The 14,620-nt window shown below is 43.5% G+C and carries 9 protein-coding genes; 4 read left to right on the forward strand and 5 right to left on the reverse strand.

All coding sequences use genetic code 11. From position 1 onward, the window contains the following. Window positions 1–91: 91 nt before the first annotated feature. Window positions 92–715 (reverse strand): DUF2808 domain-containing protein, encoded by a 624-nt coding sequence (locus tag ABM313_RS21335; RefSeq protein ID WP_434685143.1) that lies wholly within the window; start codon window positions 713–715, stop codon window positions 92–94. Between the two features lie 250 nt (window positions 716–965). Here ABM313_RS21335 and guaA point away from each other — a divergent pair, with 250 nt between their 5' ends. The 3 genes from guaA to gshA all read left to right on the forward strand — a co-directional run bounded on the left by guaA (window position 966) and on the right by gshA (window position 5,194). Continuing rightward, window positions 966–2,516 carry a glutamine-hydrolyzing GMP synthase gene (gene guaA, locus ABM313_RS21340; RefSeq protein ID WP_434688549.1) on the forward strand — a complete coding sequence of 517 codons (1,551 nt, stop codon included), beginning with the start codon at window positions 966–968 and terminating at the stop codon, window positions 2,514–2,516. Window positions 2,517–2,609: 93 nt separating this feature from the next. Further along, window positions 2,610–3,833 carry a DUF3095 domain-containing protein gene (locus tag ABM313_RS21345; protein WP_434685144.1) on the forward strand — a complete coding sequence of 408 codons (1,224 nt, stop codon included), beginning with the start codon at window positions 2,610–2,612 and terminating at the stop codon, window positions 3,831–3,833. A gap of 215 nt (window positions 3,834–4,048) precedes the next feature. Continuing rightward, window positions 4,049–5,194 (forward strand): glutamate--cysteine ligase, encoded by a 1,146-nt coding sequence (gene gshA, locus ABM313_RS21350; protein WP_434685145.1) that lies wholly within the window; start codon window positions 4,049–4,051, stop codon window positions 5,192–5,194. A gap of 24 nt (window positions 5,195–5,218) precedes the next feature. Here gshA and ABM313_RS21355 read toward each other — a convergent pair whose 3' ends face one another. Further along, entirely contained in the window at window positions 5,219–5,794 is a 576-nt protein-coding gene (locus ABM313_RS21355; RefSeq protein WP_434685146.1) for a Uma2 family endonuclease, read from the reverse strand. A gap of 63 nt (window positions 5,795–5,857) precedes the next feature. Beyond that, window positions 5,858–7,663, reverse strand: coding sequence for an ABC transporter ATP-binding protein (locus tag ABM313_RS21360; protein ID WP_434685147.1), 1,806 nt, complete (start codon window positions 7,661–7,663; stop codon window positions 5,858–5,860). A 70-nt stretch (window positions 7,664–7,733) separates the two neighbouring features. Between ABM313_RS21360 and ABM313_RS21365 the strand changes: the two genes are divergently transcribed. Then, window positions 7,734–8,234: a gamma carbonic anhydrase family protein gene (locus ABM313_RS21365; protein ID WP_434685148.1), complete on the forward strand. Its 501-nt coding sequence runs from the start codon at window positions 7,734–7,736 to the stop codon at window positions 8,232–8,234. A gap of 43 nt (window positions 8,235–8,277) precedes the next feature. Here the strand turns inward: ABM313_RS21365 and ABM313_RS21370 are convergent, their stop codons facing one another. Together ABM313_RS21370 and ABM313_RS21375 are read right to left on the reverse strand one after the other, a co-directional pair. Continuing rightward, the gene (locus tag ABM313_RS21370; protein ID WP_434685149.1) at window positions 8,278–8,892 is read right to left on the reverse strand and encodes a hypothetical protein; all 615 of its coding nucleotides are present in this window, start codon (window positions 8,890–8,892) and stop codon (window positions 8,278–8,280) included. Window positions 8,893–9,111: 219 nt separating this feature from the next. Continuing rightward, complete coding sequence (locus tag ABM313_RS21375; RefSeq protein WP_434685150.1) at window positions 9,112–14,613, reverse strand: nSTAND1 domain-containing NTPase; 5,502 nt, start codon at window positions 14,611–14,613, stop codon at window positions 9,112–9,114. Window positions 14,614–14,620 lie beyond the last annotated feature (7 nt).

Below are 14,620 nucleotides of genomic sequence, written 5' to 3' on the forward strand. Positions count from 1 at the left end.
GTAAGTTTTGCTTATGACATAAAACCCAAAAGATAAGTGGCGGCGCGAAGCGCCGCCACTTATCTTTTGGGTTTTGATTTGTCCTAGCTATTTAATAACGTGAATCGTAGAAGCTGAGCCTGCCATAACCAAGAAAGTGTGAATTTGGGCGATCGCCTTGAGGAAAGGCAGTTACTCCAAACAGATAAACGCCGTCATAACGCGGATTGCGGACAGGTCGCAGTCCTACAATTAGCTTACTGTTAAGCTGACTATTAGCAGGAATTGGAGGATCAAAAGTAATTGTCACTTTATCGCGATCTTGACTTGGCAAAATCTCAGTTTTACTTTTACTGGAAATAGCGATACGCTCTCCTGAAGACAATTGCAAATAGGTAATCGTTTCATTGCTCAGAAAATCAACCGCATCAAAACCTTCTGTCTGATAAAATTCTAGCTTTTGTAGAGGTTCTCCCATATTTTGAGGTAAGGCGATCGTAAAGTAATAGGTCGCACTCCGAGCATAAATCCGATTTACAGTGGTTTCCGCATCCAAAAGAAATGGCAATTGCACAAAATAGGTTTTACCATCACGTAACTTCACAGCCTCTGCTGAAGGATTTAAAAAATTACTAGAGGTGAGATTTTGATCGTTACCTACAAAAAATGGTGTAGCCAAAATTGACAGAGTAGAAATAGGTAGCAATGCGATCGCAGTCATAACTTTTTTACGCATTTTTTTCACCATAAAGACGTACCGTTTTGCTAGCATTGTAGGAATAGCTACTTTTTCGCAGCGATAGGCTTACCGAAAGCCTGACTATCTCATTAAATGCTATCTCATTAAGATAGAGGTATCTACTGTGGTTTCTTCCCCTCCAACATCGTCGAATGCAGTACTAAATCTTGAAGGTTCTCTTTCTTCTAGTGCTGATTCCCCTATCCCAGATTCTGATCGTACCACAGACAATATAACTAGTCGTTCAATGATTGCTATTCTCGATTTCGGCTCTCAGTACTCGGAGTTAATTGCTCGACGTATCCGTGAGACACAGGTTTATTCGGAAGTTTTAACCTATCATATATCAGCCGAAGCTCTGCTGAAGTTTAACCCTAAGGGGATCATCTTATCAGGTGGTCCTAATTCTGTTTATGATGCAGGCGCTCCTCAATGCGATCCTGAAATTTTCAATTTAGGCATACCTATTTTAGGTGTTTGCTATGGAATGCAATTGATGGCGAAGCAACTCGGCGGTAAGGTCGAGCAAGCTGATCGCGGGGAATATGGTAAAGCTGAGTTACAAATTGATGATCCCACAGATCTACTCACTAACGTAGATACAGGTATCACCATGTGGATGAGTCATGGCGACTCCGTAATTGAATTGCCTGAAGGATTTGAAGTATTAGCCCATACTTCTAATACTCCCTGTGCGGCGATCGCCGATCATGAAAAAAAGCTATATGGGGTACAGTTCCATCCTGAGGTTGTCCATTCCGCAGGTGGTATGGCAATGATTCGTAACTTTGTCTATCACATTTGTGGATGTGAGCCAAGTTGGACAACTGATGCTTTTATCGAAAATTCGATCCGTGAAATTCGCGCTCAAGTTGGTGATAAACGGGTATTACTAGCTCTTTCAGGTGGCGTAGATTCTTCTACTCTTGCCTTTTTATTGCATAAGGCGATCGGCGATAAACTCACCTGTATGTTTATCGATCAAGGCTTCATGCGAAAGCTAGAGCCAGAACGTCTTGTCAAACTCTTTGAAGAACAGTTCCATATTCATGTTGAGTATGTTAATGCTCGCGAAAGATTCCTTGAAAAAGTGAAAGGAGTTACCGATCCTGAGCAAAAGCGGAAGATTATTGGTGGCGAATTTATTAGTGTATTTGAAGAAGAATCTCAACGCTTAGGACCTTTTGACTTCCTTGCTCAAGGCACTCTCTATCCAGATGTCATTGAATCAGCAGACACCAATGCTGACCCTGTCACTGGTAAACGTGTTGCTGTCAAAATCAAGAGCCATCACAATGTAGGTGGGTTACCTGATAATCTGCGATTTACTCTCGTAGAGCCACTTCGCAAACTCTTTAAGGATGAAGTGCGTAAGGTTGGTACAGCGCTCGGACTTCCTGAAGAAATCGTCAAGCGCCAGCCTTTCCCCGGTCCTGGTTTAGCAATTCGGATTATTGGTGATATTACGAGCGATCGCTTAAACACTTTACGTGATGCTGACTTGATCGTGCGTCAAGAAATCAATCGCGCAGGTCAATACAATAACCTCTGGCAAGCGTTTGCGGTGCTGTTGCCGACAGTACGTAGTGTTGGTGTGATGGGAGATAAGCGGACTTATTCGCATCCTATCGTTTTGCGCCTTGTCACCAGTGAGGATGGCATGACTGCGGATTGGGCAAGGGTTCCCTACGATCTATTGGAAACTATTTCCAATCGGATTGTCAATGAAGTGGAAGGTGTCAATCGAGTGGTGTTAGATATCACATCCAAGCCACCTGGCACGATTGAATGGGAATAAAGAAGAATGGATGACAATCATCCTTAAGAAATCGGTATAACCGCCAACTGGCGGTTATACCGATTTCCCTTTATTGCTAGGATTAAGTAGCTGATGATCGCATTTAAAGCTACAGGTATGAGTATTCAAGACTTTCAAACCCAAAATACGAATTCTGAGAAATTTTATGCCGATCTACCCGTTCTTCTAAATTTTGCTGATATTACCCATAGCGAAAATTTCTACTCAGTTCCCAATGACTGGGCTGCCATTATTACTGATATTGCCGATTCTACTAAAGCGATCGAGGATGGTAAGTATAAAGATATCAATCTCTTAGGTGCTTGTTCCATTATTGTAATTTTAAATATAGTTGGAGAATTAGAGATCCCCTTTGTATTTGGTGGTGATGGTGCATCTATTCTTATTCCCTCAAAGTTTATCCCAGAAGCTGAGCAAGCATTATTGGCTGTACAGAAATTAGCTAGCGAAGAATTTAATCTTAAATTACGCATAGGTATTGTTCCACTTGCAGTTATTACGTCAAGCTACGACATTAAAGTTGCCAAGCTCCGTATCTCTGAGAACTACGTGCAAGCGATCCTCAGAGGCGGAGGGATCAGCTATGCGACACGTTTGGTTAAGGATCAAGCAACAATGGATTTGTATAGTCCTGTGCACAAAAACTCCTATCCGATCGCTGATTTCTCTGGCTTAGAATGCCGTTGGCAAGATATCCCTACCCGTCATGAGGAGATTCTTAGTTTAATCATTTTTGTGACGGCTCCTAGTCAAAGCCAAATTGATCTCCTCTATCGGGAAGTAATTACCCAAATTGAGCGAATCTATGGTCAGGGGATAGACTGTAACCCTGTTGTATCCGATAACTTGCAACTTGCTTTTAAGAACAATAACCTATCGTCAGAGACAAAGGTTTTTACTGCTTCTCAGGGGTGGCTAAAACAGAAGTTGTATTTGTGGAAATTACGCCTGATTAATCTACTGGGGTTGATCTTTATGACATTTAATATTCAAATTGGAGGATTTAATTGGGGGGAGTATAAGCAAATTGTTTCCGAAGCCACTGACTTCAAAAAATTTGATGATGTCCTCAGAATGGTGATTTCTGGTAAAGCCAGACAACGCCAAAAATTAACTGAGTATCTAGACAAAAAGTTTAAGGAAGGTCGGTTAGTTTATGGCTTTCATGTGTCAGATCGCGCCCTGATGACTTGCTTAGTGTTTGAGCGCGATGGTCGTCAGGTGCATTTTGTGGATGGAGCTGATGGGGGCTATGCCTTAGCAGCCAAAAACATGAAAGAACTGATGAAAAGTTAGTAAACTCTTTGTCTTAGGAATGAAAATTAATTAACTTGTGCAATTAAACCCAAAATTTGTTGTGGCGGGCGAAGCCCGCCACAACAAATTTTGGGTTTAATTAATTTTCATCCATTAGTAGAGATTCTTACTTGCTGTATGTCTTAAGGCATCTTTAAAGCGATCGCATTGCACGGTAGGCTAATAAGAGTGTCTATAGCAAAAGGAAACCTCCCGTGCTTTTATCCAAAGGCTTTGAAGTGGAAATCTATACCTCTACACCAACGGGGGATGTGGTGGGCTTTAGCGATCGCATTGTGGCTAATCTAAATGGGTTTGTGCGTGAGCCAGATAGTCGCAATGTCGAATACATCACACCACCATTTCACAAATATGAGCCATTGTTAATAGCTTTAGTGGAGCCGCGTCAGAAATTACGCAGCTATTTGCGATCGCTTGGTGATTACACTTTGATGCCAGGGAGTACGCTAGCTTTGGGTGGGGTCGATCATTTTTATCGCTCTGATCCTCAGAATCCTTATCACACTTATATTGAGCAGACCTATGGCACGAATGTGGTCACAGCTAGTATTCATATTAATGTTGGTATCCCCGATCTGGAATTATTAATAGCTGCCTGTCGTTTGGTGCGCCTCGAAGCACCACTTTATCTTGCCCTGAGCGCTGCATCACCATTTCTCGATGGTAAGGCAACAGGTTTCCATTCTTCACGTTGGCAAATGTTTCCCAAAACTCCAAAGCTAGTTCCTTTATTTAGCAGCCATCATCATTTTGTGGAATGGACAGAACAGCAATTGCAGCTAGGGACGATGCAAAATGTGCGTCATCTTTGGTCATCGGTGCGTCCCAATGGTGATAATCGTCCTTATAACCTTAACCGTTTAGAACTGCGAATCTCTGATCTAGTGATCGATCCCGTCGCTTTACTGGCAATTACTGCACTTCTGGAGATGCGCCTAAATCAATTTCTCGAAGCTGGAATTGGCTCATCGCTTGATCCCCTTGCACCCAATGCGACTAAGTTCACACCCGATGAACTCGCAACGATCGCCGATCAAAATGAAGTTGCCGCAGCAACTAGTAGCCTTGATGCCGTATTAACCCATTGGCAAACAGGTGAACAAATCACCGCAAGGGAATGGATTGCTAATCAATATGAAGAATTGCGATCGCGTGCGAAGGATAATGGCGTGTGGTGTTTCCTTTCCCCCTTGAAAAAAATTCTTGAACAAGGCAATGAAGCACAACATTGGTTGGCTGCTTATAACAATGGACTTAGTCCGCGCCAAATCATGACCGATGCGATCGCTTCTGCGGAACAAATGGATAAAGAACTGGCAGAAGCTTTATTGTTAACCTAGAGAATAGAGAGTGCTTTGCACTCTCTATTCTCTAGGTTCTGATTCAAAGTTAATGCGGTTATATAAAACTGATGTGGCGATCGCTACTTCAAAGGAAGCTAGGGAAATAGTCGCATCGTTTTCATAGGCAGTAAATATCCAGCGATCGCCTTCTTTATAAAAATGTTCGACATACTTGCGATCTTGAGAAATGAGCAAATATTCCTTGAATGAGGAAATAGTCCGATAGGATGCAAATTTGCCAGTCCGATCATAGCTGGCTGTGGATGGCGATAAAATTTCGGCAATCAAAATAGGATTGACTAAGGTATCTTTTCGTCCTTCTTGATATTCCAATGGCTCAGCCATGACCATTACATCAGGGTAAGTGGCAATACGGCGATCAGGAAGCCAGAGGCGTTGATCGTTGACAAAAACTCGATAGGGACTTGGTAAAGCTATATGTAGCAAAGATAGTAAGTTAACAACAAGAGTATTGTGTGTGGGTGTACCGCCAGTCATCGGATTGATTTCTCCATCAATGTATTCATTTCTTGTCTCTGAAAGAATTTCACGATCAAAGTACTCGGTAAGGGAATATTTTTGGGTGAGAGTTAGCATAATTACCTTCTTAAGTTGAGAGTATTTTGCAGAGATGCTTTGCGACCCTACAAAAGTAGGTTTTTAGGGAGATAAAACTAAAGCTTTGGGAATAGCGCTAATTAGTTTTTGAGTATAGGGCTGTTGGGGATTGGTGTAGATGGATTCGGCTGTGTTTAGTTCGACGATTTCGCCTTTGTTCATGACCATGATGCGATCGCTCATAAACTTGACTACGCCAAGATCATGGGAAATAAAAATGTAGGTTAAGCCAAATTCTGTTTGTAATTCTTTTAAGAGATTGAGAACTTGTGCCTGTACGGATACATCAAGGGCGGAAACAGGTTCATCAGCGATGATTAATTTGGGATTGAGCGCCAAGGCTCTGGCTATACAAATACGTTGACGTTGACCACCTGAGAACTCGTGAGGATAGCGGCGCATGGCACTTTTAGTCAAGCCCACACGTTCTAGCAAATATGCGACTCTTTCTCGTCTAGAGTCGGCTTTGCGATAACGTTCAAAGCGCTCTTGATGACTGTGAACGATCAATGGCTCAGCGATCGCATCACCGACACTCATGCGTGGATTGAGTGAACCGTAAGGATCTTGAAATACTACTTGTAGATCACAGCGTAATTTTTGTAATGCTTCTCCTTTGAGGCGAGAGATTTCGCGTCCTTCAAATTTAACAGAACCCATCACGCCATTAGTTAAGCCCAGAATTGCTCGACCTGTAGTGGTTTTGCCACAGCCAGATTCGCCAACTAGTCCAAGGGTTTCACCACGATAGACATCAAAGCTAATGTTGTTGACAGCAACGAGATAGCGTTTTTTGAGTCCTAAAATGCTGCGAATTGGGAACTCAATTCTGAGATTCTGCACGGAGAGAATTGGTTCTTGTTTTTGCAATTCTGCTAAACGTGCAACAGTTTCCTCAGGTGGAACTACTTCTAAATAACGAGGATCAGATGGCTCTTTTTCCACCATCTGCCCGTTCTGTATTTCCATAAAATCGCTTACCGTTGGCAATAGGCGCAACTGGCGATCAGGCTGTGGACGGCAAGCGATTAAACCCTTGGTATAGGGATGTTTTGGTGTTTGGAAGATGGCTTGTGTATCACCAGTTTCGACAACTTCCCCTTGATTCATGACGATCGCCTTATCCGCAATCTCTGCCAAGATACCTAAATCATGGGTAATAAAAATCATCGACATCTGACGCGATCGCTGAATTTCTTTGAGCAATTTCAGAATTGTCGCTTGTACGGTTACATCTAGTGCCGTTGTCGGCTCATCAGCAATAATTAACTGCGGATTGCAAGAAATCGCCATCGCAATCATCACCCGTTGCAATTGACCACCCGAAAGTTCATGGGGATAGCGTTCAATTAATTGCTCAGGATTGGGTAATTGCACTTCCTGAAATAGCTGAATCGTGCGTGCTTCTGCCTCCTGCTCCGATACTTTTTGATGCAACCGAATGGCTTCGATCACTTGATAGCCGCAAGTAAACAAGGGATTGAGCGATGTCATCGGCTCCTGAAATACCATCGAGATGCGATCGCCTCGGTATTTGAGCATTTTCTGTTGTGACACGTGCACTAGATCAATCGGAGATTCACCACTGGGGCGAAATATAACTTCCCCATTCGTGATTTTGCCAGATTCTCCCAACAATCCCATGATTGCTAAAGCTGTTGCCGATTTGCCAGAGCCAGATTCGCCAACGATGCCAAGGGTTTGTCCTTGAGCAAGGTCAAAGGAAATATTTTTGACAGCATGGACGAACCCTTCATCGCCCCTAAAGCTAACCTGTAAATTACGCACAGAAAGCAAGAAATCTTCAGTCTGGGCTGGAGTTTGGGCTAAATCGAGGGGTTGTGACATAGGTTATTGGCTGGCATATTGTTTATTATTATAAGAGCCTGCTAAGCACGCTCCTACAATAATAAACAATATGCATCTTCCCTATTCGCAACTTCCTACTCCTGATCGCGATCGTGCTGCTTTTATTGCTAGTGATGCAGTGGTAATCGGTGATGTACATCTCGGCGATCACGTGAATATTTGGTACAAGGTGGTAATTAGGGCGGATGTCAATCGCATGGAGATTGGTTACTGCACGAATATTCAGGATGGGGCGATCTTGCATGGCGATCCTGACCAGCCTTTGGTAATTGGTGAATATGTGACAATTGGTCATCGGGCGGTGATTCACTGTGCGGAAATTGGGCGCGGTTGCTTGATCGGGATGGGGGCAATTCTGTTGGAAGGGGTGAAAATTGGGGCAGGAAGTATTGTGGGTGCGGGGGCGGTGGTGACTAAGGATGTGCCTGCGGGTGTGGTGGTTGCAGGTGTGCCTGCGAAAGTGATGCGCGAGCTTTCGGAAGAGGAGCAACAACAGGCGATCGCCCATGCGGAAAATTATTATCAGTTATCGCTGTTGCATATGCAATAAAGGCGATCGCTTATTAGCATCTCGTACAGAATTGATGTTGTATTTATTTTTCCTCTAAAATTCCAATTAAGCTTGTTACTAAATCAGCAAGATCTTCAGGCACTCGATACAAACTGACATCTTGAGTCATCTGCTTAGATTTACGATCTAATTTTGCAAATTGCCAGATTTTGCCAATTGAGACAATCCCATAAAGTGTGGAGCAATCACTGACTTCTGCTTTATCCACTGCAATTAGTTCTACTGCTAGCTGCTTGAATCCCCGTTCAAGGTTTTCATCCTTTGCTTCGATAATCAATAATTGTTGAGATGCTTCTAGGTAGTAGTCTAGAGAGCCTTTTAACTGTTCAGTAACCATTAATGGATAGGACACAAATAGCTGTGTATCAATGTAATCCATAACTTCCATGAGGACTGGAGCGATCAAAAACGCGCGTCTAGCTAGTTCACTATCAAAGGCAATTCTCAGTAAGTTACGTTCTATCCGATGTTGCAAATCAGTTAGAGAAGTAATTATTTGTGAGGTTTTAGGTAAGGTGAGCTTAGCTACCTGCCATTTATAACCAAAGTATGCCAAAAGGTCTTTGGGGTAATAGTTAAGTTTGAAATAATCTGAGAAGTCACAGGATGCTGGTAATTCGATCGCTTTGTGACTCATTGCTATGTTTCCAAGAAGCTAGACGGATATGAGCTTATGATAGTCTAAACTCCAATGAAATAGAGCGATCGCTTTGTGAGGGGATTAGGGTTACACAACCTGAAAAGCAGAGATTAAGATCCCCGACTTTTTTTGTGAACTTGAAAATCACTTTTGATAGCAAAGAAAAAGTCGGGGATCTGGGCAGTTACAGGTTACTTTTGATTGCTGAATTAACTATTAAGAATCTATATCTCTTTTCACTTGCTGTCGCCATTCTTCTAACTTTGTCTCTGTAAATGGATTTTTGCCTTGCTTCAGATCTTCTAGCCATCCTTGTTGATCTGCATAGCTATATTTAACTACATAGTTTCTATTTCGGAGCGAGAGCATTACTTCAATGTTCTCTTGGTAAATCTTGGCGAGAGAAATTTCAAATTCTGAAATTGCTCCATTGCTATCTCCTATAAGCGCTTTGGCAATGCTCCTATTTTGGCGAATATCAAGATTGTCGGGTTCAAGATTAACGGCATTATTGCAAGCGAAAATAACTTCACTTGCTGAGTTGTATATACTGCCCTTCCAGCAAAGCGTGTTCCATGAAGTGCCAGAAATTTTAATATTTGGATTTCTCTTGACTGCTTCATTATAGGTAACTATAGCTCCTTTGATATCGCCTTCTTTAGCTAGTTGTTCTCCTTTAGGAATGAAGTATGGATTGAGTTCTGTTTGCGGATCGAGGGAAATGCTAATATCTAATTTCTTTGCTTCTTGAAATAGGAATAGAGCCGCTTCAGGTTTACCACGCATCCCTTTAGTTCTTGCTTCAGCGACTAGGGCGGGAGCCGCCGCTTTAAGTGTTTGAGGAGAGCGGCAAGTAGCAAGGTTTTGCTGCAAATCTGGTTGTGTTGTCATGTAGTCTTGCAGCCAATAGCAAGCTAGTCCCATTTGACGATCTAAGTCCAGGCTCCACAATTTGATAGTTGTGTCCAAACTGCCAGTGGCAATAGTCTTGCCATCGGAACTAAAGACGACGCTAATGACTCCTTCGCTATGCCCTTTGAAGGTTTGGATTTCTTTGCCTTCCAGATTCCACAATTTGACCGTTTTGTCCCAACTACCAGTAGCAATGATCTTGCCATCGGGACTAAAGGCAACACCACTAACCCCTTCGCTATGTCCTTTGAAGGTATGAAGTTCTTTTCCATCCAGACTCCATAACTTGACGGTTCTGTCCAAACTCCCAGTGGCAATGGTCTTGCTGTCGGAACTAAAGACAACGTTACTGATCCCTTCGCTATGTCCTTTGAAGGTTTGGAGTTCTTTGCCTTCCAGATTCCACAATTTGACCGTTTTGTCCCCACTGCCAGTGGCAATGGTCTTGCCATCGGGACTAAAGGCAACGCTAATGACCGCTTCGTTATGCCCTTTGAAGGTTTGGAGTTCTTTGCCTTCCAGATTCCACAATTTGACCGTTTTGTCCCCACTGCCAGTGGCAATGGTCTTGCCATCAGGACTAAAGGCAACATTAATAACCCTTTCACTATGTCCTTTGAAGGTTTGAAGTTCTTTGCCTTCCAGATTCCACAATTTGACCGTTTTGTCCCCACTGCCAGTAGCAACGGTCTTGCCATCGGGACTAAAGGCAACGCTAATGACCCTTTCACTATGTCCTTTGAAGGTTTGAAGTTCTTTGCCTTCCAGATTCCACAATTTGACCGTTTTGTCCCCACTGCCAGTAGCAACGGTCTTGCCATCGGGACTAAAGGCAACGCTCCAAACAGCATCGCTATGCCTTGTAAAGGTTTGGAGTTCCTTCCCTTCCAGACTCCACAATTTGACCGTTTTGTCCCCACTGCCAGTAGCAATGGTCTTGCCATCGGGACTAAAGGCAACGCTAATGACCCTTTCGCTATGTCCTTTGAAGGTTTGGATTTCTTTGCCTTCCAGATTCCACAATTTGACTGTTTTGTCCCCACTGCCAGTGGCAATGGTCTTGCCATCGGGACTAAAGGCAACGCTAATGGTCACTTCACTATGTCCTGTAAGGGTTTGAAGTTCTTTGCCTTCCAGATTCCACAATTTGACCGTTTTGTCCCAACTGCCAGTAGCAATGGTCTTGCCATCGGGACTAAAGGCAATGCTATTGACCGCTTCACTATGTCCTGTAAGGGTTTGAAGTTCTTTGCCTTCCAGATTCCACAATTTTACGGTTTTATCGTTACTGCCAGTAGCTAGGGTCTTGCCGTCGGGACTAAAGGCAACGCTATAGACCCATTCGCTATGCCCTTTGAAGGTTAGAAGTTCTTTGCCTTCCAGATTCCACAATTTGACCGTTTTGTCCCCACTGCCAGTGGCAATGGTCTTACCATCGGGACTAAAGGCAACGCTATAAACCTCTTCGCTATGCCCTTTGAAGGTTTGGAGTTCTTTGCCTTCCAGATTCCACAATTTGACCGTTTTGTCCCCACTGCCAGTGGCAATAGTCTTACCATCGGGACTAAAGGCAATGCTATTGACCGATTCATTATGTCCTGTAAGGGTTTGGATTTCTTTGCCTTCCAGATTCCACAATTTGACCGTTTTGTCCCCACTGCCAGTGGCAATAGTCTTACCATCGGGACTAAAGACAATGCTGTTGACCGATTCATTATGCCCAAGAAAACGATTTTTTTCTTTCATGGCATAGACTACTTCTTGAATGGAGGTAATTACACGGATCTTGATATCAGAAGAGGCGAGCTGATTTTTTTGTAATCTCTCGCCAGTCTCTACAGCCTCAACTAGCGCCTCAAGCTGGAGATTACCATTCAGCAGCGATCGCATTTTGTAACTATCAGAAACAAATTGCGCGTCAACGCTAGTTTTCAGAGCCATAAACCCCGCAATCCCTGCCCCAAATGCCATCACACTCGCCATAATCCCCACCCCAAATGCCAACCGACTACGCTTTCTCGCCTCTAACTTTGCCTTCTCCTCTTCCTTAAGCGAACTCCGCAACATTTCCACCGTTTCGCCCAATTTCCCCTTAGTTTCTACCAACTCCCTTTGCAACTTCGCCATCTCAGGTGATTGCGACGCACGGATAAACTCCGCTAGATAATCATGCACCAACTGATATCTATCTAAAGGCGACTCAGGAATCAACACCACCAGTCCCGATCGCACAAAAATCTCCAATACCAAATCCAACGCTGACACATCCCCCTGCATCTCAGCCAGCAAATCATGCAAATCCTTTTCTAACTCTTCACGAGTCTTTAACGGACGAGTCCCCCGCTCATCTGTCAACATAAACAACAAAAACTTAGCTAATCGATTATTCTCCTCACCACAATCCACGATCACATCATTCAAGTAGCGTTCCACCAATATCGCCTTCGGATTGTTCCCCAACAGGCGATATTGCTCCAAAGTCTTAATTCCCTGCTGCTGCAACTGTGCCCCCACCACCTGAAGCTCAATCGGACGCACCTCGCCTAGCTCATCCTTGAGGTCATCTGCGATCGCCTCAATCAACTCAGGCTCCAAATAAAACCGTGACTTTGCTGTAAGGGTTTGAATCAGCGACTTAGCCGCATCCACCTTGAGATTCCCCACCCGATACAACACATTCTTACTGAGAATATCTTGATCGATCGCTGCCATGCTCTCGATCTGGTTACATTCCAGCAAATAATGCAGATAGTCCTCCCGCAATGACAATACCACCTTCAACGAAGATAGATTTTGTGAATCATTGAGCAAAGAGCCAATAAACTCAAAAAAGCGCCGACGCTCAGTTGGTTGATTGTAATAAACAAAAAAGAACTCCTCAAACTGATCGAAAATCAAAACTAAACGCAAGTTTTGCGATTCTTTTTCCCTAAGTTTAGAGATGATGCCATTAAGTTTTAACTCTTTGCCTTGAGCAGATATTCCATCTACAAGCATAGGCTCGATCCCCCTGCCTTCGGCATCCCCCTTAGAAAGGGGGACTGGATTATTGGAGTCATCCAAAGCCCCCATTTCTAAGGGGGGGAGGGGGGATCTACCCTGCGCCGAAGCCAGAGATTTCTCCAACTCCTCTTCCCAATTTGTATAAACCCGCAAGGCGATCGCGCAAACATCCCTACCCTCAAAAGAAGTATGCTCCAACTGCGGAATTAATCCCGCATTCACCAGCGAACTCTTACCCACGCCAGACTTGCCATACAGCACGATCAACTTATAGCTAGGCTTAGCAATGCGCGTAATCAACTCATCAAGATCTTGCTTGCGTCCCGAAGCCTCAATTTCCGTCGCTACATCAGTTTGCGACTTGCCGACCGACTTCTTACCCTGTAACCTGCCAGCACCGATAAACGCCCGATAGCCATATTGCTGCTCGATCGCATACTGTTCTTGCTTTGTGACATAGGCTTCGAGATATTGCTTTTGCTTAGTGTAAAGCGATCGCAGTTCTGTTAAAAGTTTGATATAAATCTGTGGATGTCCTGTATCTCCTAACTCCTTTGCTTCAAGAAGTAGTTTTAATCCCTCTTGATAGTTTTTGAGTTTGATTTCTGCTTGAGCAATGATAAATAGATATAAATTGCGCCATTTTTGATAATCCTGAGGAGATCGATCCAAAAAAGAAAGCGCCATTTTCCCGTAGTTTCTGGCAGTTTCCCATTCTTGTTTCTGGAGTTCGACCTCCGCTAGATATCCATAGTCTAATGAGAGGTGATAAGGTTCGTGAAACTCCTGATGTAAAGGCAATGCTTTTTGGACAAATGCTTCAACCGCGTCCCAATCAGACATGCGATAGGCAGTAACAAAAAGACGAATAATTATATTTGCTACGAAATCGGAACGGTTTACCTTTTCAAAAAAATCGATAGCAGATTGAAAACCCGATCGCGCTAATTCCCAATTAGGCACACGATATTTTTCAGCATCCGCAATTGTGTAATTGACTTGTCCAATTTGATTGATTAATAGACCACAACGTTCAAAATCTTGAATTTCTTGCCAATAGTTAAAACTCGCTTGCAAATATTCCAGAGCTTTAGTAGGTGAATTATTGGGTGGTAGTGTGTCTAAACCGCGAATAAAGTTAAGATTAGCTTGCAGTTTTGGTTCAATATTTAAACCGCGATCGCCTAAGTCCTTGAGTGCTATTTCTAGTTCAGAACATTGAATTGAACCTAAACGATGAATCTCCCCCAACTTTTTGAAAAAAGGAATCTCGCTAGGTGCAAGTACATGACCGAATAAAGCTTCACTGCCATCATGCAAAGAAGTGATTAACTCATCAGTAGCGATCTCAAAGTCAAGAGTCGTCGTCCAACTCTCAAAATCTGGAGCAACCCGAATAATCCGCTTATGCACCGCATCGGAAATCCACCACACAATCGGATAGGGGCAGTGATTGCGAAACATTTCGCGATTGATATTCAGATCCAATAGCGCTGCCTGTAGATTATCCAGTTCATCCAATCCCACGATGGACAATGCTGCGGGAGTCTCTGACGGTACTTGCGAAATGATGTAGTTATATAAGTCTTTTTGCGATCGCGGCAACCTAATCTCATGGAGCGGCTGGGGATGAATTTCCTTAAGGCGAGTAATTAGGCGATCGCGCAAATCCTGATAGTTGCATCGTACCAAGAGCAGCTTAAACTCACCCTCATACAGATCCAGCGTCATCGAAAGCTCTTGCAATAAATCCTCATTCTCAGGAGAAATATTGGCAGATGTCAGAGTAGATTCATCACTCATTGCTTTG

This window comes from Pseudanabaena minima str. Chao 2107, assembly GCF_051131155.1.
Taxonomy (GTDB): domain Bacteria; phylum Cyanobacteriota; class Cyanobacteriia; order Pseudanabaenales; family Pseudanabaenaceae; genus Pseudanabaena; species Pseudanabaena minima.